The sequence below is a fragment of the Rathayibacter sp. VKM Ac-2927 genome (assembly GCF_022815525.1).
GTDB lineage: Bacteria > Actinomycetota > Actinomycetes > Actinomycetales > Microbacteriaceae > Rathayibacter > Rathayibacter festucae.
Window position 1 is genome coordinate 179868 of the sequence record NZ_JALGRT010000005.1, and the last position, 26904, is coordinate 206771.

Below are 26904 nucleotides of genomic sequence, written 5' to 3' on the forward strand. Positions count from 1 at the left end.
GCCCTGCCACTACCGCCACAGGGTACTGGCCTCACCCGAAGGTCTCTTGCCGCCTCGACGGTCCCGGTCATGACCTCGAACTCAGAGCTCGGCTGGTCGCGTCCTGGTCTGCCTTCGCGGACACGAGCGGGGTGCCGCGGCGGGCGGCTCGGACTCCGTTCGCGATGATGACGACCTCTGCGAGCTCGTGCACCAGGACCACTCCGGCCAGGCCCAGGACCCCGAAGAGCGCGAGGGGGAACAGGACGATGATCACGCCGAGCGCGAGGACCAGGTTCGCCGTCATGATCCGCCGTCCCCGGCGGGCGTGCAGGAGCGCGGCGGGGATCAGGCGTAGATCGGTGCCGGTGAAAGCGACGTCCGCGGACTCGATCGCGGCGGCGGAGCCGGTCGCGCCCATCGCGATCCCGACGTCCGCGCTCGCGAGCGCAGGAGCGTCGTTGATGCCGTCCCCGATCATCGCCACTCGCCGGTGCCGGCGGAACTGCTCGATCGCGGCCGCCTTGTCGGCGGGCTTCTGCTCCGCACGCACCTCCGAGATCCCCGCTTGAGCGGCGAGGGCACTCGCGGTGCGGGTGTTGTCACCGGTGAGCATGAGCGCGCCGATGTGGTGGCGCTTGAGCTCCGCGATCGTCTCGGCCGCCTCGGGCTTGAGCTCGTCCCGGATCCCGATCACCCCGAGAATACTGCCGGCGCGTTCCACGACGACGGCCGTCATTCCCGCGGCCTCCATCGTTTCCCTCTGCCCGGTCAGCGCGCCGGGAATCCAGCGGGGGCTGCCGATCCGGACCGGGGTCCCCGCAAGGGTGCCGGTGATGCCGTCGCCGGGATGCTCGGTGACGTCCTCGATCGGCGCCGGTGCCGGTGATGCGGCGAGGATCGCCGCGGCGAGCGGGTGGGTGCTGCGCGCTTCCAGGGCGGCGGCGACCTCGAGCACGGCCTCGCGGGCGACGCCGGGGGCGGTCGCGACGTCGGTGACACTCGGGCGGCCCGCGGTCAGGGTGCCGGTCTTATCGAACGCGACGACCTGCACCGTACCGAGGCGCTCGAACGCCTCCCCGGACTTGATGATCAGCCCGAAGCGGCTGCCTGCGCCGATCGCGGAGATGACCGTCACCGGCACCGCGATCGCCAGAGCGCACGGGGACGCCGCGACCAGGACCACGAGGGCCCGCTCGGTCCACGTGCTCGGGTCTCCGATGAGGACCCCGAACAGGGCGATTCCGGCGGCGAGCAGGAGCACGGCCGGGACGAGGGGCTTGGCGATGCGATCCGCGAGCCGGGCGCGATCGCCCTTGCGGGCGTGGGCCTGCTCGACCAGGTGCACGATCGTGGTCAGGGAGTTATCCGTCCCCGCGGCCGTGGCCTCCAGCTGCAAGGCTCCGCCGCCGTCGATAGCCCCGGCGGGCACCGCGTCACCGGGACCGACCTCGACGGGGATCGACTCGCCCGTGATCGCGGACGTGTCCACGCTGCTGCGCCCGGAGACGACCACTCCGTCTGTCGCGACTCGGTCGCCGGGGCGGACGACCAGGATGTCGAGCTCCCGCAACTCGCGGGCGGGAATCGTGACCTCGCCGTGCAGACGCGACACGATCGCGGTGTCCGGAATCAGATCCAGGAGCGCGCGCAGGCCGCCGCGGGCCTTGTCCATCGCGCGGTCCTCGAGCGCTTCCGCGATCGAGAACAGGAACGCCAGCGCCGCCGCTTCCCCGACATGCCCCAGGAGGACCGCGCCGACCGCCGCGATCGTCATCAGCAGACCCACGCCGAGCTTCCCGCGCAGCAGCCGCCGCACGGCGCCGGGAACGAACGTCGACGCTCCCGCGACCAGGCTCGCGCCGAGCACGATCGTTCCCACGAGCTCAAATCCCGTCCACTCCAGGACGTACCCGATGAGCAGCAGCACACCGGCCGCGACCGGGATCAGAACGTTCAGGTCCCGCCACCACGGCACCGTCTCCTCCGGCTCACCGCCATGGTCGTGCTCGTCGTCGTGACCGTGACCGGCAGTCTCATGCTCGTGATGCCCGGTCTGCTCGGTCGGACGCGCACCGAGAGTCAGGGCGACCGGCGCATCATCGACGGCGCAGCAGGCGTCCTCGGTGCGACGAGGACGCATCACCAGAGGGCGGCGCGGGGTGGTCGGCTCGTCGCCACCACAGCACTCCGCGCTCACTCGGACACCCCGCAGCACAGCGGAACATCGCAGTTCTCGTCCGCGCACTCGACGCCGTCCTCGACCGCCAAGACGACATCCAGCATCGCCAGCAACGCCTTCGAGAGATGCGGATCCGCGATCTCGTACCGAGTACTCCGACCCTCCGGGATCGCCGCGACAATCCCACACCCGCGCAGGCACGTCAGATGATTCGACACGTTCGAGCGCGTCAGCCCTAAAGACTCGGCCAGCTCGCCCGGATGACCCGGCTGCTCGATGAGAGAGAGCAGAATCCGAGAACGGGTCGGATCCGCCATCGCGCGACCCAGCCGGTTCATGACGTCCACACGCGAAGCAATAGTCAGCATCTGCTGACCATACAGCAAGCGCTGTCATGTGAGCGGTCCGCTCCGGGGGCCGAGATGAGGGCAGCGGTTGCGGCCGACATAGGATCGCCGGATGAGCCGACCGAACAAACGCCGGCGCCGTCCAAAGAACGCGACCGCTCCTCGCCCGAGCACCCCTCAGAACTCTTCGCGGACCCAAACCTCCCGGTACCCCGATCGCAGCAGGGCCAAGATGGCTCTCGCGCCGGGGATCATCCTCGCGATCGTCCTGCTCGCGGGCCTCGCGTTGGTCGGCACCGACGAGTACGTCTTCGTGCTCTACACCGTCGCCATTCTCGCCGCTGTGATGTCGTGGTTCGCGATCCAAGCTCGCGCATGGTGGTGGCTGATCGGGCTGATCCCGATGGTGGCCCTGTGGAACCCGGTCCTTCCGTTCGCGTTCCCCGAGGTCATCTGGTCCTCGCTGCACCTGATCGGAATTGGGATCGCCGTCGCCGCAGGGCTGATCATCCGCGTCCCCGTCCAGGACTGAGCTCCGAGGGAGTTACGCCTGCCGGTTCTGATATTCCCCCCAGGGGTAACATGTTGCTAGTGTCATTGTGTGGCGGAGACCGAAGAGCGCGATGCAGATGGGCTGATGCGTCAGCTCGTCGCGTCCGTATCGGCGATCCCGGATCCGGTCGAGCGCGCGAGTCAATGTGTGCGCGTGGGAGAAGAGGTTCGGGGACTTCACTCGCAGCTTGCTGCCGTGCGGCGGCGGGCGATCTACGAGGCGACACTCAAGCCGGGAGCGACGGGACGTAGTGTCGCGGCCGAGCTGGGAGTAAGCGCGAAGACCGTCTCGCAGGCATCGGCGGAGTATCGCCGTACAGATCTGGAGATGCTGCGTGATCTTGTTCTCGCAGCCAAGGCCGGAAGCGCCGGGGACGCCGACGTCGACCACGCGGAGGCGATGCTCGCTAGTACGTCCGCTGTCGGGGTTCTTGCCCATGTCATCGCCAAGCTGTCCAGCCGCTGGTATCAGGCGGCCGATTTCGATTCGGACGACGACCACTGGTGGCAGATCCACGATGGCTTCGAACGCGCTCGATACCTCAGCGAGTTGGCGGGCCTGGAGAGGTCCCGGCCCACTGTCACGGACGAGGCGGAGCAGGACGAACCGCACACTCCTGTGGTGCTGCGATGGCCGTGCAGGCTTCTCAACACGATGCCCGGCATCAGAGCATCGGCAACGATTGACGAGCGCCGAGGGCGCCCGGTCTGGACCCTCTGGTGGAGCATCAAGTCAGCCGACAGCCACGTCGACATCTTCTCCGCCGGCCCCTCAGGTGACGGATGGCTAGTCACGGAATGGCTCGTCTGGCTCGTCCGGGACTACCGCATCGCCGGCAGGGCGATCGCCTCGACAGTGACCGCTCCTCCTCCGATGATCAACGAGCCGGGCAACATGCTGACATTCACGATCGAGGCGCCCCTCGACGGCGAGGACGCCGTCGATCCGCACGAATTCGGACGGTCGATCGTCACGCTGTGGGGCGGAGCGGGCAGTGGACGCGACAGGACCGGCTACTTCGACATCGACTGGCCTCCCGAGGACGAGGCGTGAGCGCCGCCTCCGTCTTCGTCGACGAATCGAAAGCGAAGGACTACCTGCTGATCGCGGCGGCGATCGTCCCCCGCCACATCGCGGAGTCTCGGCGGGCGGTCCGCACTCTGCTTCTTCCCGGGCAGCCTCGCCTCCACATGAAGCAGGAGAACGAGTCGCGAAAGCGACTCCTGCTCGACACGTTCGCCACCCTCGACACCACAGTGACGATCTTCCGAGCTCCGCGCGACCTCGGCAGCGAGGTCGTTCGTCGTCGTCGCTGCCTGGAAGAACTCGTCGGCACCATCGGCCCGGCCGGAGGCCGTCTCTGCCTCGAGCGCGACGAGACGCTGGTCGCCCGCGATAAGCAGTGCATGATCGAGGCAACTCGCCGCACCGGAAGTGTCGGCACGCTCGAGTACTGGCATGAATCCGCAGCCAGCGAGCCGCTACTCGCGATCCCGGACGCCGTGGGGTGGGCATGGGCTCGTGGCGGCGACTGGCGGCGTCGCGCGCAATCGATGATCAGCGACGTGATCGACATCACGCCCTGAATGCGCGAAACCCGAGCGCCGCGTCCATTCCGGACGGGTCTCGGGTTCACTTCCCGAGACTCAACGTCCCGGGCAGCCGAAAGTCTACAACTCGTCGCTCCCACGAGCTATAGACAGTCCTGCGCTGCTCTTCGGGGTGCTGCTGGTGCAGCTGACGCCATCCATCAACTACTGCATCGTCCTCGCCGGCCCTGCGGGCGGCGCGTCCGACTGGTTACCTGCCGCGGCGCCACTGCTGATGCTCGCTCAGATCTTGCTACTGATCGTCGTGTCGCTCACTGCAGCCGGCTCTTGTGCAGGCTCCGGGCCGACGATACCGGGCGGGCTGGGTCATCGAGTCCATCATGCTCGGCCTCATGGTGCCACTGATGATGGGCACCCTCTGCATCGTCGTCGCCTCACAAGCAGGCGCCGTCACCGCGACCCGGCCGGACCTAGGGTGGGCGGATGAGGCGTCGTTCTGTTGCACTCACACTCCTGCTGGTTGTTGTGGGCACCATGACCGCATGCGCGCCGGACCCCGTCGATCGCGCGCAGCTCACCCAGTGGCGCTCGGACCGTCAGGCCGACATCGATGCAGGTGGTCCCTTTCTCGCCGTGCTGTCGTCCGATTCGAGTGCTGGACAGGAGGGCGATCGGCTGGAGGCCGCCTTCGACCAGCCACAGCTGCTCGGCGCCATTACCTTCGAATGCTTCGGGGACGGCACAGTCGAACTGCATCTCGACTCCGACTCCGCAACCGGCACGGCCACGTCGGGCAAGACCACGATCCAAACAGTCAGCTGCGGCGAAGGTCCGCTTGACATCGACCCCGCCTCCCTCGGCACCGCTCCGATCGACCTCGTCGGCGTGGCTACAACTGACGCCAACCGTGACACGACATGGTTCCTGACGCTGCGTCGGGCGCAGAGCACGCCCTGACGGCTCACCGCTAGCGTCCGCCTCCGCGGAGCCAGCTGATCTTTCCCGTGAATGGGATAGGTCACCGGTCCAGATCCCTGTAGGTAGCTGCCGTGCGCCCGTCTACTGTCGCTTCATGAGCGAGCGGACAAAGCGCACGGTTCGATGGGGTTGGGTCAACGTCGCCTTGTTCGCCGTCGCGGCGGTGTTCTTGTTGCTGATCTCCGTTCAGACGGGCAGCTGCACCGATTACGTCGACGGGACTGCAGTTTGCACGATCACCCCGCCAGCGAACCGCCAATGGGCGGTGCTAGTGATCGGCGGCGGGGTTCTCGTTTTTGCGCTCTTCAAAGCGTTCCGTCGCCGCTGAGGTACCGCAGTTCGCTTCGTCTGATCGATCCGGTGACGGTCACCGAGTGGGTACCCGAAGACCGGCAGCACGCCGGTACTGCGACTCAGGGACCGTCTGACCCGGTGACACTCGACTTACCGGACGTAGCCCCGTGTCCCCAGCGGTTCCACGCAAGGATGTAGATCGCGAGTCCGGTGACGAGCCCCGCGATCACCCACAGCACGACGAGGTAGTCGATCCAGGAACCGACCGGTGGCGCGCCCGGGAGGAAGTTCCGTAGCGGGATGACCGCGAAGAGCATCGCACCGATCCAGCTCGTGAGGGTGGCTTCCACCTTTCGGCGGCCGGTGTAGGCGCTGATGGCGACGAACAGGACCAGCACCGGAGTGGCCGCCATCAATCCGAGCAGCACGATCCCGAAGGCGACCGTGCTTGCCGAGCGGGTCGCGGTGATCTCCACGGAGGGCAGCGGTCGAATGCCGTCAGCCGCGGGCACGGTGTTCGCGGGGTGGTCGATCGTCACGGTGTGCAGCTGCCATCCCGGCACGGCATCGTCGAGGCAGACTCGGGTGGGGAGAGCGGTGTGCTCGTGGCCATCCTGATGGTCGTCCTCTCCGGTGAAGGCGAAGGTCGTGAGGTCGGCCCGGTAGCTGTCAAAGGGCCATTCCTCGACGATTCCCTCGGCGTAGTCCGATTGCGTCGAGCTCTCGAGTACCTCGCCCGTCGGGTACCTCAGGACGCTCGGTCCGTCGACCGGGAAGGTCACCAGGCTGATCGTCTCGGTGGCGGTGTATCCGTCGGCGGAGGTCAGGCTCGCGGAAGGCACCAGGGTCATCTGAAACTCGAGCCTCTGGCGGGCCGCGTTCACTGCCGCCGGCTGCAGCTTCACGGTGACGGGGTCGTTGCCCGCGATGACCGTCTCGCACCCGTCGGTCGATTCCCGAATGCCGCCTGCGTACGTCAGCACGACAGTCGCGTACAGGAGTGCCGCCGCGACGACGGCGACCACGACCGGCCATCGACGACGCACAGGACGAGGGCGTGCGTCGATCATTCGCCGAGCCTAACGAGTCGGCTGACTGCGCAGATCGGCACACCTCGGAGAATGTCGCCTGTCGTCTTCGCTGAGACCACTGGCAGAAGCAGGGGGTCCGTTAACGATCGTTCACGAGACGGTCGAGCAACGCAGCGCCCAGATCGGCGCGCCGTGTTCCATGGCCCGTGTCCGAGAGCTATGACCTGTGACCTACGTTCGCAGTACAGTCGGCGCATGGCTTCCATCGGATACGCGCGCGTCTCGACCCGAGAACAGAACCCGGACGCGCAGACCGACGCGCTCACGGCCGCCGGCTGCAAGAAGGTGTTCGTGGAGCACGCCTCCGGAGTGCTCGCGAAGCGTCCCGCGCTCGAGGACGCTCTCGACTACCTCCGCGAGGGTGACTCCCTCGTCGTGACCAAGCTCGACCGCCTCGGCCGGTCCGTGCGGAATTTGAAAGAGGTGGCCGACGGCCTCCAGCAGCGCGGCGTCGGACTGAAGGCTCTCTCCCAGGGTATCGACACCACCACTCCGGGCGGCCGGCTGTTCTTCCACATGCTCGCCGCGATCGCGGAGTTCGAGCATGACCTCATCGTGGAGCGCACCCACGACGGCCTCGCCGCCGCTCGAGCTCGCGGACGCAAGGGTGGCGGGCGCTTCAAGATGACGCCGACGAAGGCGAAGCAGGCGCGCGCGATGTACGACGAGAAGACCTACACGGTTCAGCAGATCGCCGACACATTCGGCGTGTCCCGCGGCACCATCTACCGCCACCTCACCGAAGACCACTGAGAGCCGCCGCGACGAGCGTCGCGGATCACAGACCCAAGCGGACGCCGCCCTCCGGCCGGCGACGGTACTGAGCGCTGCGCGCATTTTTGCCTGGAAGCCTTTGGCAGCGTACGGGCCTGCGGCGTCCGCGCAAGCCGCTGCGCGGCCGGCTCCTCCGAGGTTCTCGGCACGCGGTCGCTGCGCTCCCTCCCATCGCGCCGACAACCTCTCCTCCTCCGCCCTCCGGGTTGCGCTCCCGCCTCCGACCCTGCTCGGCACTACGTGCCTTCCAGGCAAAAAACGCTGGGAGAGAGGGAAAAACAGACGAGCCAGACCACCCCCGCTGGCTTGACAAATCTGATTGAGAATCCCGGCAAAGAAACGAGGGGGAAGGGCAGGACAAGAGCGCCGCCCAGACCTGAGAGCACTTACGACGAGAGGACTCACCATGAACGACTCCACGACCACCGAACCGCAGGCACCGACCCTCACCGACGCGCTGGCCGAGTTCGTGACCGTGTTCTCACGCGAAGACCTGGCCGGTGATCTGGCCGTGCGGCTGACCTGTGTCGAGGTCGACGCGCTGGCCGGACTTCTGCGAGCATTCGGACGGGACGAGGCCGCGGACCTGTGGATCGCAGAGCACGCGATCGATGACGACGAAGGCGATGCCCACCACACCACGGAAGGAGAGTGAGACTCATGGCGCTGACTGTCTACTCGAAGCCGTCGTGCGTGCAGTGCACCATGACCTACCGGGTGCTCGAGAAGAAGGGCATCGAGTACACCGTCGTGGATATCACCACTAACCCCGCCGCGCTCGCGTACGTCACGGAGGAGCTGGGCTACTCCGCCGCCCCCGTGGTCGTCGCAAGCGATCAGGACCACTGGTCGGGGTTTCGTCCCGACCTCATCGAGAAGCACGCGGCATGACCGGCCCCGACGCCGAGAGTGACGAGTACCGGGCGGGGTATCTCGCTGGGCAGGCCGATCGGCAGGGAGAGATTGACGCGCTCGACTTCCTGGCCGATCGGCTCTACCGCGCCGCCTACGGCGACGAGCGACGCCTTCCGGCCTACGCTTCGACGCGCGCCGAGCTCGAACAGCGCCGAGCGCTGTCAGAGCCGCCAGTCGAGGTCACCCGGCGCGACGCTCTGGCGTCTTGGGGAATCGAGCCGGTCTCCTCTGACATACCCGCGGCTGACGCCGCGAAAGAGATCCCGTCGACGTCGACGGGACGAACGAACTACACGAGCAGGAGACGGCAAATGAGCACCAGGACCATCACGGGCAACCTCGCCGCCGACCCCGAGGCCGTGCAGGCGGGTCGCGTGCAGATCGTGAAGCTGCGCGTCATCGAGAACACCGGCGAGTACCGCGCGGGGGAGTGGACTCCGCACGAGGCGCCGACGATGCACTTCGTGGAAGCGAAGTTCGAGCTGGGCGAGCACGTACTCGCCTCTCTCCACCGAGGAGACGCCGTGATCGTCGTCGGCTACGAGCGCACCGTCGCTTGGGGCGAAGGAGAGAGCCGCCGCACCGGCCGTGTCCTCGAAGCTGACGCCGTCGGCCCCAACCTCACCCGCGCGACTGCCGTCCTCACGACCGCCGAGCGGCGGGCGCAACGCCGCAGCACCGACTCTGCCGACGATAAGTCGGATCGCTGACCCCCTCGTCGACTTCCCACTCCGCCCCGTGGAGCTCCACCGCCCGCGAGGAACCCCCACACTGCTCAGGACAGGCATGACCGACCAACTCCCGCGCGAGGCCCCGATCGTCCCGCGCTCCACTCCCTGCGCCTCTTGCCCCTATCGCGTCAACGTGCCCTCCGGAATCTGGGACGCCGGCGAGTACGCGAAGCTCCCTCGCTACGACGCCGACGTCCCCGACCTGTGGAGTTGCCCGCTCGGTGGCGGTGTTCTGTGATCGCTCCGTGTCGCTAGGTCAGTTGCCGATGACGAGGACGCTGGCGGCGGCTTCGATGACGTCGTCGGTGATCGTCTCGAGCTCGTTGATCTTGAGGACGCGACTGATCTGGGGGAACAGGCGCTCGAGGAGGCGGAAGTTGCCTCGGGTGATGCGTTCGATGGCGGCGATAGCTTGGGCGTCGGTGAAGTCGTCGGGGTTGAGGGTGCGGCCGAGATGTTTGCAGTGTCGATCGAGGACGAAGAGGAGTTCGTCGCGGCCGAGCGCGCGGTAGCGGTGGGAGAAGCCGAGTCGGCTGTATAGCTGGGGGTAGTGGCGGAAGCGCTGGTCGATGCCGGGCATGCCGATCAGGATCATCGCGAGGTGGGTGCGGTCGTGTTCGTCGCGGAGCAACTCGAGCGCGGTCGGGGTGAGCCGTTCGGCTTCGTCGAGGATGAGCAGCTCGACCCGCCGGGATGCGTCGCCGGTGTGCACGCCGGTGACGTTCCCGATCGTGCGGAGGTGCTCGTCGATGCAGATGCCGACGTCGATCTGCCACTTACCGATCTCCCGCATGAGGTCCTTGGGACGAGGTAGCACTTCGGGTGTGTAGAAGACGGTGCGCGAGCGGTTGGCGAGAGCGTTGTGTTTCGCGTCGTCGTCGCCGCGCGGGCCCCATGCGGTGACGTAGGGCTCGAGAACGTCCCGGTTCGCGTAGCGGCGGGCGGAGTTGGTCTTCCCGACTCCGGCGTCGCCGTGGCAGATGCCGATGGTGCGCTCCTTCTTGACGGCGTTCGCGAACTCGGCGAACCGGCGGTGTTCCTTCGTGACGATGAAGCTCTGGGTCATCACTCCTCCTCGTAGGTGCGGAGTCGTTTCTTGCGCGGGGTGGGATCCGCGAGGTGGGGTTCTTCGCGGTGGGCGACGGTGGGAATGCGGTCGTTGATCGCGCGGCGGAGTTCGTGGCGGCGGGCGCGGCGGGCGGCTTCGATGTCGCGGAGGCTGAGGCGGATGTTGGGGTGGGCTTCGTCGACGGCGACGCAGAGGAACGTGTCTCGGTCGTAGACGCGGATCTCGGAGACGTCGCGGGGGTCGTAGCGGATGGTGACGGTGTATCCGACGAACGGGGCGAGGGTGGGCGCGAGGTAGCGCTGACCCTGGAAGTGGATTCCGTCTCGCTGCACGGTCCGGTGCGTGGGCACGGTGAGCAGCAGGCCGTCGAGCTCGTCGAGGGTGTCGGGCATGCGGGGCATCCACCCGTCCGCGACCCACGCGTCGCGCGGGGAGACACCGAGCTCCTGGTGGGTGCGCTGGTTGTAGGTGGCGATGAAGGCGCCGATCGCCCGGTCCACGCCCGGGAGATCGAGCACGGGCTGCGGGCTTCGGTTCCCGGGGCCGAGGTGGCCGGGGAGGGTCGGGAGGACTTCGGTGTTGATGGTGCCGAAGAAGCGCTCGATCTTGCCGCGCCCCTGGGGTCGGCCGACGGTCGAGAAGATGAGCCGGAGGTGCAGCTCGACGGCGGTGCGCTCGAGGTGGTGGCTGGTGAAGTCGGAGCCGTGATCGACGTGCAGCACGTCGGGGATTCCGCACATCGCCCACGCGGGGTCGGTCTTGCGCCAGATCGCCTGGCGCAGCGCGAGGGCGGTGTTCAGTGATGAGGGTGCTCCGGTGAAGAGCATGTAGCCGCAGATCGCGCGGGAGTGATCATCCATGACGGTCGTCAGCCAAGGGCGGTCGGGCTTGCCGTTCGCTCCGACGATGAGGATGTCGAGTTCGGTGTGGTCGGCCTGCCAGATCTGGTTCGGCCGTTCCGCGCGACGGCGGAACACCAGCTCGTGGCGGTCGCGATAGGAAGCAGGACCCTCCAACGCGAGAGTGACGAGCGCGGGGTCGAGGGCCTGCACGATCTCGCGGACGGTCGCGTAGCTAGGCGTTGGCCGGCCGTCGCGCAGGCACTCCTTGACGGTGAGGCGATGCAACGTCGCGATCGACGGTCGAGGCCGGGTCAGGGCGAGCCGCTCGATGGCGGCGACGGTCGCCGGATCCGTGCGCCGACCGCCCTTGTCCGTCCTCGCAGTGTCGTCGAGCCCGGCGAGCCCGTCCCTCTTATAGAGCTGATGCCAGCGCTGCAGCGTCCGCGTGCCGATGCCGCTCTCGCGGGCGATGGCCGCGAGGGGGACCTGATCTTCGACGTGAAGTCGAAGGATCCGCCACCGCTCGAGGCCGTCCATCAGTCGCTACATCGCTGCGCTCTCGCGGGCCGCGTGAGCCTGCTGGTGGCGGTAGAGCGTCGCGCGACTCCACCCGACGAGACGAGCAGCGTCCTCAGCGGTGCGGCCACGGGCGCGCGCGTCCGCGGCGATCGCGAGCTTGTCCGCGATCACGACCGGATCCGACAGAGGCCGGCCGAACCGGGTGCCGTTCGCGCGGGCGGCGGCGATGCCGGCGTTGACTCGCTCGACGATGAGTTCCCGCTCGTACTCCGCGAGCGTGGCGAGCATGTTCAACATCAGCCGACCCGTTGACGTCGACGGATCGATGCCGTCCGAAATCGACCGCACCTGCACCCCGCGCTCGCGCAGCAGGTTCACCGTGTTCAGCACGTCGATCAGGGAGCGGCCGAGGCGGTCGACTCGCCAGACGACGACGGTGTCGCCGTCCTCGGCGTACTCGAGGAGCTTTTTCATCCCGGTCCGCTCGATCGCGGTCTTGCTCCCCGAGGTGACGTCCGCGAAGACGTCGCGCTTGTGCACGCCGACGGCGACGAGCGCGTCGAGCTGCAGCTGCGCGTCCTGACTCGACGTACTCACACGCGTATAACCCAGAAGCCTCACGACCTCATTCTGACTCGGAAACACCCTCCGCGTCCCGTCCTGAGACGAAACGTGTCAAGACATCTTTCCGAGACAGCCGACGTCCCGAGAATCCGGATCCGTTGACCGTGGTGCGACCGCCGGAAGGCACGTCTCAAAAAGCTACAGCTTTCCAAGACGGCCGACCGCACGCTGAAACGTGATGGTGCGAAGCACCCTGATGCCTTCCTTTGAGTTGCATGGCCGGCCTCACACTTCACCCGCGACGTCATACTTCAGCCGCGACGCGACCATTCAGTTGTGCTCCTGACGACGCGTCGGGCTCGGCGGGATGATGTGGCGAGGGCCGGTTGCACGCGCACTCTGCGTCGACCTGGGTCGCCTGAGGTCAGCCGACGTCAAGACGCCTTGCGGCATGAGGGAGGGCGTGGCGCCGGGTGTACGGGCCACGCCCTCGGGTGGCGATCACTCAGCCTGGCGGATGCTCGATGATCACCTTTCGCGCGGGAGCGGGAATCCTGGAGGGGTGTGCATCAGAGGATGTTCTCTAGTCGGTGAAGGACACGGAGCGGGTGAGGTGGAGCCACTTCTCGTCTGATTCTGCTTGCGCCTTTTCCGTCGCGCCGACGTGACTGATGGCGTCTTCGCCGACGAGCAGGCGTACTGGGGGATTGTCCAGGGTCAGGATGGTCTGGATGAGGTCGGCGACTCGTGCCGGGTCGGACGGTTCCGTGCCCCCGGAAGCGCGAAGTCCCTTCGCCATCGCGCCGACGGTGTCCTGGTAAGGGGCGCTGATCTCGGGGATGGTCATCGATGAGCCGGCCCAATCGGTGCGCATGCCACCTGGTTCCAGAACCGTGACCTTGATGCCCAGAGGGGCGACCTCCTGGGCGAAGCCCGACGAGAAGCCGCTGACTGCCCATTTGGCGCTCTGGTAGGCCGTCAGGCCTGGGCCGAAGATACGTCCGCCGATCGAGGAGATCTGGAAGATGTGACCCGATCCCTGCTCCCGCATGATAGGGGTGACCGCCTTGGACAGGTAGACCACGCCGTAGAAGTTCGTGTCGATCTGACGACGGAAGTCGTCGAGTTCGACGTCTTCCACGGAGCTCACGTCGCCGTATCCGGCGTTGTTCACCAGGACGTCGACCCGCCCGAACTCTTCGACGGCTCGGTCGACGACGGCGTGTGCGGCTGCGGCGTCCGTGACGTCGAGCTGCAGTGGCAGCACGGCATCGCCGAACTGCTCGACGAGGTCGTCGAGTTGCTTTGGGTCTCGCGCGGTGGCGACAACCCGATCGCCTGCGGCAAGGGCGTTCTCCGCGATCGCGCGGCCGAGGCCTCGCGAACTGCCCGTAATGATCCATACCTGTGACACGGCGTTCCTTTCAATTGAACGTTCATTCATTGGCTAGTAGGTGCACAATAGCTCATCTAGGCTGTGAGCTGGCATCAGAACGATTCGTGACGACGAAGGGGATCATCGTGTCCAGCCGCGACCCCCAGGGCAAGAAACGCGACCTCCTGGACGCAGCGTTAAAGGTGTTCGCTGCGAGGGGCCTTGCGGGAGCGCGCGTCGATCAGATCGCGCACACGGCAGGGTGCAGTGCCGGGCTCCTCTATACCTACTTCGGCTCGAAGGAAGCTCTCTTCGATGCCGTCATGGACGACATCACCGTCCAAGCGATGGACAGCACACCGATCGACCCGTCCGATCTTCCCGGGTACGCGGTCCGCGCCTACGAAAGCGCCGCCAGCAACCCTGATGTCGGACGGTTCGCCTCGTGGCACCAGCTCGAAAGCCCGCCCCACGGGGCGGCCCGCGAGGCGCTCGCAACGGCAACGCAGTCCAAGATCGCACTGCTCCAGCAAGCCCAGGACGACGGACGCCTGTCGACCCGACTACCGGCCGCCGGGCTGCTGATCGCGATCCAAGCGATCGCCCGCATGTGGCTCACCCTGCCCGAAGACGTCGTGACCACAGCCGATCCCACCGGATCGGTCACCACTCGGGCGGATTGCGTTCGGCGAGCTGTCGAAGAGTTGGTGAAATGAGCATCCATCGTCACTTACTGACGAAACAGGCTCGTTGATCATCGGCCTGGCCGCCCAGAAGTTCGTAGCTCACATCGTCGACCTTCGCCGCTTACGGTCACAACAGGCCAGGCCTGTGCTCCGACGCTTGGAGACAGCCTCCTAAAGATCCCTGCCGTGCAACCGCCCTCGAGGCGGCTCAACGAGAGAAAAAGACTCCGAGCACTTGGGCTTGTGGCACGGACCGGCAAACGAGCGACACATAGCGATCACAGAACGCCGCCACATAGCAAAAAGAACCGCACAAAGGGGGAGAAGTGACCCTACCGCTACGCGCGTCATCGGGTCTCACTGGTGTTGCGTTGGGGTATACCCCAGTTGGACGAAGCTGCGGTGTCAGCGTCTCACGAGTGCATAGGGGTCGAGTGCACCTTCCCCCATGAGGTTCCCCCTCCTGACTCAACGGCGAGAGTGTCCGAACGGGCCCTCCCTGAAGTGCTCCGCTGGCTTTTCGTCCGGCCGGGTCGGGGTGATCGTCACTCTGGTTGCGGAGCTGTCAAGGATCGAAGCGGTTACGGCTTGTTGTGCTCGCTCGTTGGAGGCAGCTGATGGTCGTGACGTGGTGCGGAGAGCGTTGTGAGGTGGTGGCTCGTTCGGTAACTGGCGGCGCCGAAGACGAGGACGCCGCCGAGGGACCACCAGGCGTGGGCGAAGAGCACGTCGATGAGGTAGGTGACGGTGAGTAGAACGGCGCAACATACGTAGAGGCGCGCGAACCCTCGAGTGGGGGCGAGAAGGTCCATCCCGTAATTCTGGGCCGCTCATGCTGAGCAGCGGCCCAACCGCTGACCTATCCAACAAGTGCGTGTTTATGCATGCGACTTGACGATTTCACGTGTGCCTTATGAGTGGGCGAGTGTGCTCGGGTGCGCGCTGGCCGAGGAAGTTGGACGCTTGTTACGCAGGTTGCCAGAGTCGTGGCGCCGCAATTCGCAGATTGCATATGGCCGTTCTTTCAGCGCAGGGACTTCGCTGGGGGACCATCGTCCAGGCGCAGCTCGCGCCCCCAGGTCTCACGACCTTCGCGGTCGAGAAGATCTTCGCCCGTCAATGCTCCGGTCGCGATCGACGTCGTTGGGGAGAGCGAGCTTGTAGGGATGGCGTCAGGCAGCAGCGAGATCGTGGCGATGCCCATCACCTTGCACATCATTGACGACGATGCAGCCGCCCACGCGATCACGGAGGGGCTCGAGGACCTCCGCGCCCGCACTACCAGCAACAGCGACACCGTCGCGCGCCCTGTCGTCGAACAAGGACTGCCGTCGGACCTGTACTTCAAGGACTTCTAACCGAGGAGGCGCCGCCGTACCCCAATCGGCTCGACGTGCCAGATAGAGGATCGCGTCGACGCCGGGTCTAGGAGAGGACGTGGGTGCGCATGTTCTCGGCGACGGTAGTGAAGGTGTCAAATCGCGACCATGATAAAGTGTAGTTCGTAAATGGTTGAGGAAACACTTTCTTAGGCGCACAAAACGATGAGTAGAAGGTTTCTGTGCGGCGCGTTCCGCGGTCTTGCAGCCCCCCCTTTTGGTGGGCATCGCTGTGGTGACAGGGTCATGCGCCGAACTTGAAAACGCGGAGAGTGGTTTTGTGCGCTACTTTCGCGTCGGCCGGTATGGATGACGCCGGGGTTGGTTGGCTCAATGTTGGGGGTTTGTCGTGGGTTTGTTCTCGGATGGTTCTGGTGGTGGGGTGACGCGTCGCAGCGTTGCTCAGGCGGGCGCGTGGAGTGTTCCCGTGGTGGCGGTGGCCGTATCGGCTCCTTTCGCGTCGGCGTCGACCGCGCCAGTGAACACGTTGATGGTCATGTCGAACGGGAGTTCGGTGGAGCGGTGTTCCGAGGTGTCGGGTCTATCGGTCTCGGCTTCTGACGCGGCAGGGCCCGTGGAGGGTGCGGCGGTGACGGTGGAGCTGGCGAACGGCCTGACGTGGAGTGATGGGTCCACGAGCCCGCGGGTTGTCGTCACCGATGCTCAGGGGTTCGCTGCGATTGTTGGGGTTCGAGCTCCGACGGCTGGTGGCACGTATCTTGTTCGGGGGAGTTGGTCGGGACAGACTGCCTCTGCTGAGGTGCAGGTGACGTCAGATGCGGCGGCGGGTCAGGCGACAGCGATCACGGACGGTGTTGTCGTCACGACGTTCCCGAGTGTTCCTGCCGGGTCACGGTCGATCGGTGAGAACTATTACCTGAGCGGCGGTGATCTGTACTTCGAGGACGCGCAGATCGATTCCGGTGTGACGTCCGCTGCGGGGTACCGCCGGGGCGCGAGTGCCGGCGCGGCGGTCTACTACGTCAAGGGCGATCAGTCGTTCTACCGCGAAGGATCAGGTGCACCGCAGACGCTCCTGAGTTCCGGGGCTGCAGGGGGAGTGGTCGTGGGCGGCCGGTTCCTCCTCGTGGACGGGTCGTTGTTCTTCGGCGCTGATCTGCTGGGGACCGGTGTGACGAGCGCGTCCGGCTTCCCGGGGTTCGTGCCGCGGGAGTTCGTTGACTTCATCGACGGCGACGGCGCCCACACGGTAGGTCCCGAAGAGAACCCTGTCTACCGCGCCGACTACCCGGCCGTCCCTCGAACTGCGACGGCTCTCGCTGCCGGCTACTTCCTCGATGGAGGTGATCTCTGGTACAACAACACTTTTGTGTCCTCGGGCGTGTCCTCCGCCGTTGCCCACAACTCGGCTGACGGAGGCGCGGACGCAGTCACCTACGTCAAGAACGGCATCGCGTCGTATGAGGAACGCCTGTATCAGGTGCAGACCGTGAACCTTACCTATCCGGGTGTGCCCAGTGGTGCGACGGCACTCGCTGCCCGGTATTGGCTTGACGGATCGACGCTTTACTTCCGCGAGAACGTCGTCCTCACCGACGTCGCCTCTGCTGACGGTTTCGTTTCCGGCGGAACTCCTGGAGAACTCGCCAGCGTCTTCCGCATCACTGACAGCTGCACTTTCTAAGCGAACTGCTGACTCCACGAGGGGCGCGGTGGAGCCAATAGTGTCCCCGACCCGCGTATGCAAATGCAGGTCGGGGACGGGCGACGTGAAGCGACGCGCTCCTCGTTGGTCGTGGCGGGAAAACCGTACTAAGCCTGCTTACTGAATGCGCCTATTGCCGCGTCCTGTCAGACTCAGCGTACTCTGAGGCTTCGAGTCGGTCTGGGTTGTACCAAACGCTATACAGATCTCACTCAACCACGAAGGGGAAGTCACGACCGACGTCAATTCGGGAGCGACACGTCGACAGATCGTGAAGGGTACGGCCAGGGCCATGCCGGTTGTCGCGGTCGCGACGCCATCCGTCGCCGCGTCCACCGGTAGGACGATCACCTTCTCTGCGTCCGAGTATGCGAACCCATCCGGCCTGGGCTACATCGCCCTAACTGGCACCGTCTCCGCGAGCTTGACGGGCGCCTACTCGACGTTGCTGTCTCTGACCTACAGCGATGGCTTCGCCGGACCCAACTCCGTCCCCATTGTCGAAGACGGCACCTTTGTGGTGTCCGGTGCAACATGCCCCTCCACCGTCACCGCCTGACCTTGGACCGCTGATAGACGCCGCGGTGAACGTAGCTGTTGCGCGCCGGGCAGTATCGGCCTCGGGGCGATACAGGGTGTCGGACATGCGCCCACCCGCAGCACGTCCTGCTTGACGAAGTGGATGGTCAGGCTTTGGATACTGAGGTTTGTGCCCATGCGTGCACGCACGACGGAGGAAGCCACCGGGATTGGTTCCGGCGGCTCGCTCAGTCGTGCGCTCCTCAGAGATGTCAGCCGATCGGAGTCGGGTTCACTGGGTCCGGCGGCACCGGCAACGAGTCGTTGATGCGATTCTGTGCCTGGCACTGGCTGGTGCAGTTCGTCGCTCCCTGCGAGAGCTCGATCGCGTCCTCGCCGAGCACGCCTCCCAAGCGGCCACCGGGGATGACGGACCACTTCGTGACCGTGCCGCTCTGGAAGGTCTTCGTCGCGACCTGCGGGCTGTCCTTGCCGAGCAGCATCTGGTGGTAGCCGGTCGGACTTTGCTGCGCGCTCACCGCGTCCACGCCGTTGCCGAAGTTGATCTTGCCCGTGTAGCTGTTCACGAAATAGAACAGATCCGGTCCGAGGGTGTGCACGAGCTCGACGGGTGCAGCAAACTCGGGCTCCATCTGGAAGATGCCGCCCTGGGCGCCGTCCTTGGCCTGGATCTTGAATTTGCCGCCGGCAGTACGGAGGATGACAACGAGCGTGTCGTCCTTCACCTGCAGCGATTCGAGTCGCGAGCCAGCGAGCTGCGCCGCCGTCAGCGTCGGGACCTTCGAGGCGAAGACGACGGTCGGTGCGGTCACCATTCGCTGCGTGTCCGGCGCTCCGGTGAGCGTGTAGTCGTAGACGCCCAGCGTGGACGGACGGATGTCGAAGCGGTTGTTCACCCCGCGCACGGCGATCACGCCCGAGACCGAGACGTTGTCGAGTTTCGCGTCGCGGCCCTGGGCAGGGTTGTAAGTGGTGCCGTTGACGGTCACGGCGTAGTCGCCGCCGACCGAGGAGGTCTTCGCGTGGGCCGGCGAGGCAGCGAGGCCGGTGAGGAGCAGCGCGGCCGCGGCGATAGCCACGGTACGGGCGGTTTTGCGGAGGGGGGACATCAGTGGCCTTCCTGAAGGACCGGCGGGTCGCCGGTGCGCGGGAGATGAGTCCACTCTGTCGTCGCACGACAATGCCGTCGATCAGACCTTGGTACTAGTACCCCGCGAAGTGGTCCCGCACCCAGAGCGCCGCGCTGGTGCGGTCGCGCACGCCGATCCGGGTGAAAGCGTGACCGACATGAACCTTGACCGTGCGCTCGGCGATTCCAAGCTCCCGCGCGATCTCCTTGTTCGAGCGACCGGAGGCGATCAACCGCAAGACCTGTCCCTCCCGGGTACTGAGCCCCGCCCCCGACGAGCCGTCCCTCGCCGGGAGGAGGGCCCTCGCGGCACGTGGATCCAGCGGAACCTCGCCTGCCGCCGCCGAGCGCACAGCCGCCAGAACCGCCACCGGGTCGGCGTCCTTCAACTGGTACCCGACCGCTCCCGCCCGCAGCGCGGCCAGCACCCGACCGCGGTCGTCGAATGAGGTGAGCACGACCACGCGCGCCGACGGAACCAACGCCCGAAGGCGGGCCGTGGCCTCGACTCCGTCGATACCGGGCATCGAGAGGTCCATTAGCACCACCTCGGGAGCGAGGGTCATCGCGAGTACGAGCGCCTCTTCCCCGCCTGCGGCCTCCCCGACCACCACCAGGTCCTCCGTCGCGCCGACGAGTCCGGCGAGCCCAGCCCGCACCAGAGGATGGTCGTCGACGATCAGCACGCGGATCACGCCGGCCCCTCCAGTCGCCAATGTGCTCCCGCTCCCGGCGCCGTGCGCAAGCTCAGCTCGGCGCCGTTCTCACGGGCCAGGTCACGGAGGATCTGCAATCCGAAGTGCCCATGCTTCGGATCGGTGAGCACGGCGTCCGCGTCAAACCCCACACCGTCATCGACGATATCTAACACGACGGAGCGGCCCATCCGGCTGCGCGAACGGCGAAGGCGGACCCGAACGGTTTCGGCCTGCGCGTGCTTTACGACGTTCGCCAGCGCCTCGTGCGTGACGTGGAATACGAGACGCTCGCCCGCCGGGTCGAGACCCGAGCGGCTCGGAACGTCCACCTCGACCGGCACCCCGCGCGCCCGCGTAGTCGTCGCCAGATCCTCGAGTGCCGCCGAGAGTCCCGACTGCGCGAGGCTCGGGGGGTAGATGTCGACCAGGAGCGATCGCAGGCCACCGAGGCCGGCGTGCACTGTTCCCGCGACCGTGCGCAGCTCAGCCGCGAGCTCCGCGTCGCCGTCCGCGTCAGCCCGCTTAGCGCGCGCGTGCACGGCGAAGGACGCGGCGGCGAGATCCTGCACGGCACCGTCGTGCACGGTCGCGGCGATCCGGCGGCGCTCGTCAGCCGAAGCGTCGAGGGCCCGCTGCAGCAGCGCCTCTCGGTGGCGTCGGGAGCGCTCGATCAGCGTCAGTAGCCTACGCAGCACCGGGAGCAACAGTAGGACCAGGACCACGAGGCTGCCCAGCGAGATCGCCGCGAAGCTGCGCCACAGCTCACCGCTGCGATCCACAACCTCGTCGTAGCGGAAGTAGCTCTCGAACAGGAGCGTCTCGCCCGACGGAGTCCGTACCGACCGGTAAGCCTCGAGCAGACGCCCGCTTCCGCGCTCGTAGACGTTCTCAGGTTCCTGCAGATCCGACACTTCCGCCTGAACCGTCGAGACCTCGAAACCCTCGAGGTCCTCGGCGTCGCGAACGAAGACGCGTCCCACGAGCCGCGGCTCGTCCGAATAAAGAATCCGCCCGCTCGCATCCCAGACTTTAACCCGAACGAGGGACGCGTCGAGCACGTGCTCTCGTACCGCGCGATCGAGTAGCACCAGGGCATCCCGGTCCCCCGCGAGAACACCATCGGTAATCGCCGGCTGAACAATGACCTCCGCCAGCAGATCCGCCGTATCGGCCGAGTCCGAGACCGCCTCCGACTCGGCGAGCGATCGCGCGGCCTGTACATCGACCAATCCGACGGCGGCGATCAGCACGATCGCAAGGGCCAGCACACCGGTAAACAACCGCCGTGGGTGCACAGGTTGCTCAACGAGCCGCTCACTGGCTGCGGCCACCACGATCCAGGGGACATCCATCCATTGGGAGGCTAGCAATGACGCCTGCTGTGACGAACCGGTGCTGGAAACATCACGCAGGTAGGCGCTGAAGCAGCTTCCACGAATATCGCGAGCAGCCTCGTCATCCTTCCCGAAGAAGACCGACGCGAGAAGGCTTTTCTATCGCTGCTGCACAGTCCATCTTGCGTCGCGGAGCGGGACACCACCGGCCCCCACGCTCGGACGGCCTGTGTCAGCGTTAGATTCTCCGCGCGTCGGCGGGATGACCGCTGAAGGGGAGTAGCTCCCGTCAAGCCGCAAAGTTCGAGGCGCGGCGACACGTCGACATATTGGTGATCGTTCACCCGGCGTGACACCCGCCTCTGCGCAGGAGAGCGAGACCTTGGACATCCCGCCATGCCGCCGCGCGGCCTTCGCTTTCATCCTTACCGCACGGTCAGGCTGGAACTTTAGCCCGATGAGGACGACGGCGTAGTCATCGGGGAGAGCCAGCTCGGTCATGTACTGAGCCTACGATCCGCAGCGCGCAACGCTGCGGCAGGGGCAGTAGGCGCACGGTGAGGCCCGCCGGGTGAGCGGGTCGTCAGTGTGCTCGTCGGTCACGACTGTCCCGACAAATCGGTGCCGCATCCGGTGCTGGCCGGGGCGGTGGTGAGGAGGTTGTCGGTGTGGAGAAGGATTTTCATTCAGATTTGTCAAGCCAGCGGGGGGTGGCCTGGCTCGGTCGTTCTTCCTTCTCTGCCAGCGTTTTTTACCTGGAAGGCACGTAGTGCCGAGCAGGGTCGGAGGCGGGAGCGCAACCCGGAAGGCGACGGCGGAGAGGTCGTCGGCGCGATGTGAGGGAGCGCAGCGACCGCGTGCCGAGAACGTCGGAGGAGCCGGCCGCGCAGCGGCTTGCGCGGACGCCGCAGGTCCGTACGCTGCCAAAGGCTTCCAGGCAAAAATGCGCGCAGCGCTCAGTACCGTCGCCGGCCGGAGGGCGGCGTCCGCTTGGGTCTGTGATCCGCGACGCTCGTCGCGGCGGCTCTCAGTGGTCTTCGGTGAGGTGGCGGTAGATGGTGCCGCGGGACACGCCGAATGTGTCGGCGATCTGCTGAACCGTGTTGGTCTTCTCGTCGTACATCGCGCGCGCCTGCTTCGCCTTCGTCGGCGTCATCTTGAAGCGCCCGCCGCCCTTGCGTCCGCGAGCTCGAGCGGCGGCGAGGCCGTCGTGGGTGCGCTCCACGATGAGGTCGTGCTCGAACTCCGCGATCGCGGCGAGCATGTGGAAGAACAGCCGGCCGCCCGGAGTGGTGGTGTCGATACCCTGGGAGAGAGCCTTCAGTCCGACGCCGCGCTGCTGGAGGCCGTCGGCTACCTCTTTCAGGTTCCGCACGGACCGGCCGAGGCGGTCGAGTTTGGTCACGACGAGGGAGTCGCCCTCGCGGAGGTAGTCGAGAGCGTCCTCGAGCGCGGGGCGCTTCGCGAGCACTCCGGAGGCGTGCTCCACGAACACCTTTTCGCAGCCGGCGGCCGTGAGCGCGTCGGTCTGAGCGTCCGGGTTCTGTTCTCGGGTCGAGACGCGCGCGTATCCGATGGAAGCCATGCGCCGACTGTACTGCGAACGTAGGTCACAGGTCATAGCTCTCGGACACGGGCCGTGCAACACAGCGCGCCGATTAAGGCGCCGGACTGCTCGACCGTCTCGTGAACGACCGTCTGCGGACGAATGATGTGACCCGATTTACTCCCCAGGTTGGGGGTCACATGGTCGGCCTGGCCTAGGCGGTGGTATTCGTCAGCGAGAGGGGGGCATGCGCTCGTGGCCATGTTGGCGTCTGTATTGGCGTGCTCACCACCGATGGCCCGCTCTCATGGTGGAACAGTTTCCCCGCGGGTCGGCTCTGGACCTGATCCATCGCGCCGATCAGAGTTGCTAGGCGAGCGCTGAACGTGCTGCATGGATGGCGGTGCGGCGGGCTAGCTGTTCGTCGCCGGTGATGCGTGGGTACGTCAGTAGTAGAACTGCGAGGGCGCTCAAGGCGCCGATCACCGCCAGGACGCGTTGCTCCCGTGCGCTGTCCTGGCTGACGGTGTCGTCGAACATGGCGAATATCGTCTCCTCCACAGGACCGAGGCGTCTCTGGGTGTCCGTGCCGTGAAGGTTGGTCAGAGACGCGAGGGCCAGAGCGATGAAGCCGGGGTGCGCCGTTCCGACGTCCCACAGTGCTTCCAGAGCTGCAGTGTCGCGCTTGGTCCCTGGCGCGAGGGAGGCCACCGTCGAAGAGGTCGAGTGAGCTAGTGCGATGCACCGTTCCACCGCGGCCACCACGAGTCGTTCCTTGTTCCCGAAGCGGGCGAAGATGGCCGCCTTGGAGTAGCCGGCGGCGTCGGCGACAGCTTGCGCAGAAGTCAGCTTCGGGCCGTGCCTTGCAATGAGGCCAGCGGTGATGTCCAAGATCTCGTCGTCGATCTGACTGCTGCTCAATCGGTGAAGGGACATCCTCACACCGTAGCGGTGTTGACCATATTGGTCTACTATTGACCGCAGCGGTCACCTACGCGAGAGGTCGGCGGTGTAGACCCCTCACCGACCGCGCGAAAGCTCACCAGCTTGCCCAAAGCGCGACCGCTACCACCCCTTAGATGAGAGCCGACCATCGTCATGACAGCCAGATCCCAGAAGGTCTCCACCTCAACGCTTAGGGCCTTCCGGTCCCGCAAGCGGCTGATCGCCATGGCCGTGGTGATCGTCGTGCTGCTCGGTTGGGGCGTCTACAAGGTGAGTAGTATCCGCGATTTGCCGAGCGCGATGGTCGCCGACGACAGCTGCCGAGCCGATCCCGCCACCGTCGCCCAGATGAGCGATCTCATTCCGGGGGCGGAATCGATCCGTTGTGAGTCGTGGGATGTCGGCACCGGTGTCACCGGCTACTCCTGGCAGGCGCCGAATCCTCGCGGTGTCGTGCTCTTCCAACACGGCTGGGGCGACTACGCCCAGCGTTGGGTTCAGCAGGCCGACCAGCTCATTCCGCACCTGCTGGCCGAGGGGTTCAGCGTCTACGCCTTCGACATGTGGGGCAATGGCCGCTCGCCCGGGCAGCGGGGCCTGGTCGACGTCGAACAGGCCGTCACCGACCACCTCGCCGCACGCCAGAAGCTGCGCTCCCAACCCTTGCCGGTGTTCTTGATGGGCCACTCCTTGGGCGGATTGGTCACCGCTACCAGCATGGCTCGAGACCAGGACGATCTGGCCGGAGTGGTCCTGCTTGCCCCGGCGGTCAAGTACGACATCAACACCGCTATTCGAGTCTTGGTGCGCGTGGGCGCCTTCGTTATTCCTACCCTGCCCGCACCTCTGGGTGAGCCGAAGGCCGTGAGCGGCGACGCGACCTTCTTGCAGAAGTTTTCTGAGGACCCGCTGGCGACGACGGAGGGGGTGAGTTGGTTGACCGCGGCCGGCGGCGCCACGGTCTCGCGAGCGAACGTCGCCCTCTACCCGAGCGTGGGCGTGCCGGTGCTGGCCGTTCACGGCAGCGCCGATGGGAGCACCGACCCCAGCGGCAGTAGCGACCTCGTCGACGCTCTCGCCTCGACGGACAAGACCTTCGTCTCCATCGAAGGCGGCAGGCATGCTCTGCTAGATGACACCAGCGCCGATGAGACGCTGGGCCTCGTTCTGGACTGGCTGCGTACCCGGGTTACAGCACGGCAGGAGTAGAGGAGGCGCCACGAAGGGGCGCAGTAGTACTGCGCAGTCACAACGGCAGAGGCGGACAGGGGTCGGGTATGAAGAAGGGTCTGTCGAAGGTGCTGCGGTTGGTGTGGAGTCAGGACCTCGGGCTACAGCGTCTTACATCGGCAGCGCGCGCTACTGGAGCATGGCTCAGCGTGGTCGCCGTCTTGCTGATACTGGTTCTCGTACTGGATCTCCCAGGTACTTTTGTCACGCCCGGGCTAGTTGCGGTGTCGGTGGCCACGATGAGCTTGGGGATGGACTTGGCGCCTCGGCGACGTCTCGTGCCATTGCTGTTGATGGCCGTGACCGGCTCAGCAGGTTTGTCGCTCGGCACTCTGGTGCTGGGCAGGCCGGTACTGACGGCTCTGACCTTCTTCGGGCTCGCGGTCGTCACCTTGGTGGCCACCATTGCTGGAGCGGCGGGTACCTTGCTTGCCCTGGTGGCCATCGCCTCCTTCTACGCCTCCACCCTCGTCCACCCCACCCTGCAGACCCTCCCCCTCTACCTGGCGTCCACGGTCATCGGTTCGATCGTGGGTGCACTGGTCTTGGCCGTGCTACTGCGGGAGAACCCCGTGCGCGAGGCCAACCGGATGCTGAAGAGCCTGCGCGCGACCAGCATCTTGCTGCTCGAGGCGGTCCCGCAGGGCCAGCTACGCGTTGCCCGAATGGCCGGCGTCCTAAACCGCTCGGTCAGCACCTGCCGTCGGCGGATCGATGCAGATCCCCAGTCCTGGCCCGCCGGACTACGCCCAGGTGCCGGCGCTGCCCTGGCGCAGTGGGAGGTGGACATTGATCGAGCCACCACCAACGCGCTGGAAGGGGCCGGTACCGAAGCGATCCAGGAGCTGGCCGTAAGCCCTCTACTTCACCCTGGTCCCCTCAGAGGGGGGCACACCGAGAGTCCGGCGCGCGGCGCGATACCCGATGGCCAGGACGCGACGCCCGATCGCACCACTGAGGAGGAGCCGCCCACAGCACGAGGCGGGCGCAGTCTCCTGTCCACCGCGGTACAGCTCCTGACTGCGTGTGCGTTAGCGCTGGTCGTCTCCCAACTGATCGACCCGGTCCACTGGTTCTGGTGCGTACTCGCCGCACTGGTCATGCTCTTCGGAACCACATCCGCCTCCGACGCCCTCGGCAAAGGGTCGAGGCGCGTCCTCGGCACTGCGGCCGGACTCCCGATCGGCCTGCTGCTGGCGGCTGCCACACACCAGAACCTGGCTCTGACGATCATGGTGGTGCTGCTGGCGCAGTTCGCCCAGCAGTACCTCGCCAGCTTCGCCTACGGGTGGAGCATCTTCTTCCTCACCGTTCTGCTCTCGGTCCTGTTCGGGCAGACCAGCTCCGACCTCGCGGGGACCCTGCAAGCGCGGCTGCTGCTGACCGTGGTGGGCGCCGGCATCGGCGCAGTCGTCGCCCTGACCATCCTGCCCACCCGAACCGGTGCCCTCCTGGTCCGTCGCGGCGACGACGCACTCGCGGCGCTGGAGGTCATGATCCAGCAGATGGCAGCCGGGGTTCCAACCGACGTCGTCGACCGTGGCGCCCGCGAAGTTGACACACGCTTCGACGCGCTGCGCGCCGAAGCCAGGGCCTCACGCCGCGGCTGGCCCCTGGCCCGCGGCCACCGCATCATCGCCGACCAGATCGCCGCTGGCGACCTCCTGGCCCGAGAAGTACGCCGCACCGCCCAGATCTACACACCCACTGAGGTCGATGCGGGCAGGCTCGCACTCGTGTTCGAGACCACCCTCGCCCGCACCCGCGGGCTGCGCGCCACCCTCTCCGGCACACCTCACCATGACCTCCCACCCGGACCGCCGCTCGAACCGACAGCACCCACACTTCACGGCCAGCCGGGGCTGGGAGACGCGATGCGCCGCATCGACCACGAACTCGTCGCAGTTCAAGCAGCCATCACAGCCAGCTAGAACTTGCACCGCTGTAGCCGCCAGTACCCGAGAACCACCGGTCGTCCGGGGACGCCC

30 protein-coding genes are annotated in these 26904 nt (G+C 66.4%); 16 read left to right on the forward strand and 14 right to left on the reverse strand.

Going from position 1 to position 26904, the window contains the following annotated elements; genetic code table 11:
* Positions 1 to 67: 67 nt before the first annotated feature.
* Together MT353_RS15740 and MT353_RS15745 are read right to left on the reverse strand one after the other, a co-directional pair.
* Positions 68 to 1957 (reverse strand): cation-translocating P-type ATPase, encoded by a 1890-nt coding sequence (locus MT353_RS15740; RefSeq protein WP_243625198.1) that lies wholly within the window; start codon positions 1955 to 1957, stop codon positions 68 to 70.
* A 218-nt stretch (positions 1958 to 2175) separates the two neighbouring features.
* Positions 2176 to 2529 (reverse strand): helix-turn-helix transcriptional regulator, encoded by a 354-nt coding sequence (locus MT353_RS15745; protein ID WP_243588129.1) that lies wholly within the window; start codon positions 2527 to 2529, stop codon positions 2176 to 2178.
* A gap of 211 nt (positions 2530 to 2740) precedes the next feature.
* Between MT353_RS15745 and MT353_RS15750 the strand changes: the two genes are divergently transcribed.
* The 5 genes from MT353_RS15750 to MT353_RS15775 all read left to right on the forward strand — a co-directional run bounded on the left by MT353_RS15750 (position 2741) and on the right by MT353_RS15775 (position 5917).
* Positions 2741 to 3040 (forward strand): DUF6804 family protein, encoded by a 300-nt coding sequence (locus MT353_RS15750; protein ID WP_243625199.1) that lies wholly within the window; start codon positions 2741 to 2743, stop codon positions 3038 to 3040.
* A gap of 69 nt (positions 3041 to 3109) precedes the next feature.
* Positions 3110 to 4114, forward strand: coding sequence for a hypothetical protein (locus tag MT353_RS15755; protein ID WP_243625200.1), 1005 nt, complete (start codon positions 3110 to 3112; stop codon positions 4112 to 4114).
* A complete protein-coding gene (locus tag MT353_RS15760; protein WP_243625201.1) occupies positions 4111 to 4647 on the forward strand; it encodes a hypothetical protein in 537 nt (178 codons plus the stop codon). Before MT353_RS15755 ends, MT353_RS15760 begins: the two co-directional genes overlap by 4 nt.
* A 447-nt stretch (positions 4648 to 5094) precedes the next feature.
* Positions 5095 to 5568 (forward strand): hypothetical protein, encoded by a 474-nt coding sequence (locus MT353_RS15770; RefSeq protein ID WP_243625202.1) that lies wholly within the window; start codon positions 5095 to 5097, stop codon positions 5566 to 5568.
* A gap of 115 nt (positions 5569 to 5683) precedes the next feature.
* Positions 5684 to 5917 (forward strand): hypothetical protein, encoded by a 234-nt coding sequence (locus tag MT353_RS15775; protein ID WP_159983196.1) that lies wholly within the window; start codon positions 5684 to 5686, stop codon positions 5915 to 5917.
* A gap of 85 nt (positions 5918 to 6002) precedes the next feature.
* Here MT353_RS15775 and MT353_RS15780 read toward each other — a convergent pair whose 3' ends face one another.
* Positions 6003 to 6953, reverse strand: a complete 951-nt coding sequence (locus MT353_RS15780) for a DUF4436 family protein (RefSeq protein ID WP_243625203.1) — start codon at positions 6951 to 6953, stop codon at positions 6003 to 6005.
* 216 nt (positions 6954 to 7169) lie between these two features.
* On the opposite strand from MT353_RS15780, the gene MT353_RS15785 reads away from it, so the two are divergent.
* The 5 genes from MT353_RS15785 to MT353_RS15805 all read left to right on the forward strand — a co-directional run bounded on the left by MT353_RS15785 (position 7170) and on the right by MT353_RS15805 (position 9632).
* Entirely contained in the window at positions 7170 to 7727 is a 558-nt protein-coding gene (locus MT353_RS15785; protein WP_243625204.1) for a recombinase family protein, read from the forward strand.
* A gap of 427 nt (positions 7728 to 8154) precedes the next feature.
* The gene (locus MT353_RS15790; protein ID WP_243625205.1) at positions 8155 to 8403 is read left to right on the forward strand and encodes a hypothetical protein; all 249 of its coding nucleotides are present in this window, start codon (positions 8155 to 8157) and stop codon (positions 8401 to 8403) included.
* Between the two features lie 5 nt (positions 8404 to 8408).
* A complete protein-coding gene (nrdH, locus tag MT353_RS15795; RefSeq protein WP_123737472.1) occupies positions 8409 to 8639 on the forward strand; it encodes a glutaredoxin-like protein NrdH in 231 nt (76 codons plus the stop codon).
* Positions 8636 to 9373, forward strand: coding sequence for a hypothetical protein (locus tag MT353_RS15800; RefSeq protein WP_243625206.1), 738 nt, complete (start codon positions 8636 to 8638; stop codon positions 9371 to 9373). Before nrdH ends, MT353_RS15800 begins: the two co-directional genes overlap by 4 nt.
* A gap of 76 nt (positions 9374 to 9449) precedes the next feature.
* Positions 9450 to 9632, forward strand: coding sequence for a DUF6283 family protein (locus tag MT353_RS15805; RefSeq protein WP_243625207.1), 183 nt, complete (start codon positions 9450 to 9452; stop codon positions 9630 to 9632).
* Between the two features lie 18 nt (positions 9633 to 9650).
* Here the strand turns inward: MT353_RS15805 and MT353_RS15810 are convergent, their stop codons facing one another.
* The 4 genes from MT353_RS15810 to MT353_RS15825 form a co-directional block, all read right to left on the reverse strand.
* Positions 9651 to 10460 (reverse strand): AAA family ATPase, encoded by an 810-nt coding sequence (locus MT353_RS15810; RefSeq protein WP_243625208.1) that lies wholly within the window; start codon positions 10458 to 10460, stop codon positions 9651 to 9653.
* Entirely contained in the window at positions 10460 to 11842 is a 1383-nt protein-coding gene (locus MT353_RS15815) for a Mu transposase C-terminal domain-containing protein (protein ID WP_243625209.1), read from the reverse strand. Before MT353_RS15815 ends, MT353_RS15810 begins: the two co-directional genes overlap by 1 nt.
* 6 nt (positions 11843 to 11848) lie before the next feature.
* Entirely contained in the window at positions 11849 to 12445 is a 597-nt protein-coding gene (locus MT353_RS15820; protein WP_243625210.1) for a recombinase family protein, read from the reverse strand.
* A gap of 526 nt (positions 12446 to 12971) precedes the next feature.
* Positions 12972 to 13802 carry an SDR family NAD(P)-dependent oxidoreductase gene (locus MT353_RS15825; protein WP_243625211.1) on the reverse strand — a complete coding sequence of 277 codons (831 nt, stop codon included), beginning with the start codon at positions 13800 to 13802 and terminating at the stop codon, positions 12972 to 12974.
* Positions 13803 to 13909: 107 nt separating this feature from the next.
* Between MT353_RS15825 and MT353_RS15830 the strand changes: the two genes are divergently transcribed.
* Positions 13910 to 14479 carry a TetR family transcriptional regulator gene (locus tag MT353_RS15830; protein WP_243625212.1) on the forward strand — a complete coding sequence of 190 codons (570 nt, stop codon included), beginning with the start codon at positions 13910 to 13912 and terminating at the stop codon, positions 14477 to 14479.
* A gap of 551 nt (positions 14480 to 15030) precedes the next feature.
* On the opposite strand, the gene MT353_RS15835 is transcribed toward MT353_RS15830, so the two are convergent.
* Both MT353_RS15835 and MT353_RS15840 read right to left on the reverse strand, forming a co-directional pair.
* Positions 15031 to 15261, reverse strand: coding sequence for a hypothetical protein (locus MT353_RS15835; RefSeq protein ID WP_243625213.1), 231 nt, complete (start codon positions 15259 to 15261; stop codon positions 15031 to 15033).
* A 212-nt stretch (positions 15262 to 15473) separates the two neighbouring features.
* Complete coding sequence (locus tag MT353_RS15840) at positions 15474 to 15656, reverse strand: hypothetical protein (RefSeq protein ID WP_243625214.1); 183 nt, start codon at positions 15654 to 15656, stop codon at positions 15474 to 15476.
* Here MT353_RS15840 and MT353_RS15845 point away from each other — a divergent pair.
* The 3 genes from MT353_RS15845 (at position 15646) to MT353_RS15855 (ending at position 18053) form a co-directional block, all read left to right on the forward strand.
* On the forward strand, positions 15646 to 15807 hold the full coding sequence (locus MT353_RS15845) for a hypothetical protein (RefSeq protein ID WP_243625215.1): 162 nt from the start codon (positions 15646 to 15648) through the stop codon (positions 15805 to 15807). The two genes, MT353_RS15840 and MT353_RS15845, sit on opposite strands and share 11 nt — an antisense overlap.
* Positions 15808 to 16417: 610 nt before the next feature.
* A complete protein-coding gene (locus MT353_RS15850; protein ID WP_243625216.1) occupies positions 16418 to 17473 on the forward strand; it encodes a hypothetical protein in 1056 nt (351 codons plus the stop codon).
* A gap of 313 nt (positions 17474 to 17786) precedes the next feature.
* Entirely contained in the window at positions 17787 to 18053 is a 267-nt protein-coding gene (locus tag MT353_RS15855; RefSeq protein WP_243625217.1) for a hypothetical protein, read from the forward strand.
* A gap of 232 nt (positions 18054 to 18285) precedes the next feature.
* Here the strand turns inward: MT353_RS15855 and MT353_RS15860 are convergent, their stop codons facing one another.
* The 5 genes from MT353_RS15860 to MT353_RS15880 form a co-directional block, all read right to left on the reverse strand.
* Positions 18286 to 19143: a hypothetical protein gene (locus MT353_RS15860; RefSeq protein ID WP_243625218.1), complete on the reverse strand. Its 858-nt coding sequence runs from the start codon at positions 19141 to 19143 to the stop codon at positions 18286 to 18288.
* A 94-nt stretch (positions 19144 to 19237) separates the two neighbouring features.
* Positions 19238 to 19858 (reverse strand): response regulator transcription factor, encoded by a 621-nt coding sequence (locus tag MT353_RS15865; protein ID WP_243625219.1) that lies wholly within the window; start codon positions 19856 to 19858, stop codon positions 19238 to 19240.
* Positions 19855 to 21213, reverse strand: coding sequence for a sensor histidine kinase (locus tag MT353_RS15870; RefSeq protein WP_243625220.1), 1359 nt, complete (start codon positions 21211 to 21213; stop codon positions 19855 to 19857). The genes MT353_RS15865 and MT353_RS15870 overlap by 4 nt, the downstream gene beginning before the upstream one ends.
* 1009 nt (positions 21214 to 22222) lie before the next feature.
* On the reverse strand, positions 22223 to 22780 hold the full coding sequence (locus MT353_RS15875; protein WP_243625221.1) for a recombinase family protein: 558 nt from the start codon (positions 22778 to 22780) through the stop codon (positions 22223 to 22225).
* A gap of 330 nt (positions 22781 to 23110) precedes the next feature.
* Positions 23111 to 23677 carry a TetR/AcrR family transcriptional regulator gene (locus MT353_RS15880; protein ID WP_243625222.1) on the reverse strand — a complete coding sequence of 189 codons (567 nt, stop codon included), beginning with the start codon at positions 23675 to 23677 and terminating at the stop codon, positions 23111 to 23113.
* Positions 23678 to 23839: 162 nt separating this feature from the next.
* On the opposite strand from MT353_RS15880, the gene MT353_RS15885 reads away from it, so the two are divergent.
* The gene (locus MT353_RS15885) at positions 23840 to 24895 is read left to right on the forward strand and encodes an alpha/beta fold hydrolase (protein WP_243625223.1); all 1056 of its coding nucleotides are present in this window, start codon (positions 23840 to 23842) and stop codon (positions 24893 to 24895) included.
* Positions 24896 to 24963: 68 nt separating this feature from the next.
* Positions 24964 to 26847, forward strand: coding sequence for an FUSC family protein (locus tag MT353_RS15890; RefSeq protein ID WP_243625224.1), 1884 nt, complete (start codon positions 24964 to 24966; stop codon positions 26845 to 26847).
* Positions 26848 to 26904 lie beyond the last annotated feature (57 nt).

Excerpts from the sequence above, each read along its gene's own strand:
- MT353_RS15875 (WP_243625221.1), bottom strand. The coding sequence starts at position 22,780 with ATGGCTTCCATCGGATACGCGCGCGTCTCGACCCGAGAACAGAACCCG.
- MT353_RS15780 (WP_243625203.1), bottom strand. The coding sequence starts at position 6,953 with ATGATCGACGCACGCCCTCGTCCTGTGCGTCGTCGATGGCCGGTCGTG.
- MT353_RS15800 (WP_243625206.1), top strand. The coding sequence starts at position 8,636 with ATGACCGGCCCCGACGCCGAGAGTGACGAGTACCGGGCGGGGTATCTC.
- MT353_RS15810 (WP_243625208.1), bottom strand. The coding sequence starts at position 10,460 with ATGACCCAGAGCTTCATCGTCACGAAGGAACACCGCCGGTTCGCCGAG.
- MT353_RS15790 (WP_243625205.1), top strand. The coding sequence starts at position 8,155 with ATGAACGACTCCACGACCACCGAACCGCAGGCACCGACCCTCACCGAC.
- MT353_RS15885 (WP_243625223.1), top strand. The coding sequence starts at position 23,840 with ATGACAGCCAGATCCCAGAAGGTCTCCACCTCAACGCTTAGGGCCTTC.
- MT353_RS15860 (WP_243625218.1), bottom strand. The coding sequence starts at position 19,143 with ATGTCCCCCCTCCGCAAAACCGCCCGTACCGTGGCTATCGCCGCGGCC.
- MT353_RS15805 (WP_243625207.1), top strand. The coding sequence starts at position 9,450 with ATGACCGACCAACTCCCGCGCGAGGCCCCGATCGTCCCGCGCTCCACT.
- MT353_RS15855 (WP_243625217.1), top strand. The coding sequence starts at position 17,787 with ATGCCGGTTGTCGCGGTCGCGACGCCATCCGTCGCCGCGTCCACCGGT.
- MT353_RS15815 (WP_243625209.1), bottom strand. The coding sequence starts at position 11,842 with ATGGACGGCCTCGAGCGGTGGCGGATCCTTCGACTTCACGTCGAAGAT.
- MT353_RS15785 (WP_243625204.1), top strand. The coding sequence starts at position 7,170 with ATGGCTTCCATCGGATACGCGCGCGTCTCGACCCGAGAACAGAACCCG.
- MT353_RS15745 (WP_243588129.1), bottom strand. The coding sequence starts at position 2,529 with ATGCTGACTATTGCTTCGCGTGTGGACGTCATGAACCGGCTGGGTCGC.
- MT353_RS15870 (WP_243625220.1), bottom strand. The coding sequence starts at position 21,213 with ATGGATGTCCCCTGGATCGTGGTGGCCGCAGCCAGTGAGCGGCTCGTT.
- MT353_RS15775 (WP_159983196.1), top strand. The coding sequence starts at position 5,684 with ATGAGCGAGCGGACAAAGCGCACGGTTCGATGGGGTTGGGTCAACGTC.
- MT353_RS15890 (WP_243625224.1), top strand. The coding sequence starts at position 24,964 with ATGAAGAAGGGTCTGTCGAAGGTGCTGCGGTTGGTGTGGAGTCAGGAC.
- MT353_RS15770 (WP_243625202.1), top strand. The coding sequence starts at position 5,095 with ATGAGGCGTCGTTCTGTTGCACTCACACTCCTGCTGGTTGTTGTGGGC.
- MT353_RS15835 (WP_243625213.1), bottom strand. The coding sequence starts at position 15,261 with ATGGACCTTCTCGCCCCCACTCGAGGGTTCGCGCGCCTCTACGTATGT.
- MT353_RS15845 (WP_243625215.1), top strand. The coding sequence starts at position 15,646 with ATGCCCATCACCTTGCACATCATTGACGACGATGCAGCCGCCCACGCG.
- nrdH (WP_123737472.1), top strand. The coding sequence starts at position 8,409 with ATGGCGCTGACTGTCTACTCGAAGCCGTCGTGCGTGCAGTGCACCATG.
- MT353_RS15750 (WP_243625199.1), top strand. The coding sequence starts at position 2,741 with ATGGCTCTCGCGCCGGGGATCATCCTCGCGATCGTCCTGCTCGCGGGC.
- MT353_RS15880 (WP_243625222.1), bottom strand. The coding sequence starts at position 23,677 with ATGTCCCTTCACCGATTGAGCAGCAGTCAGATCGACGACGAGATCTTG.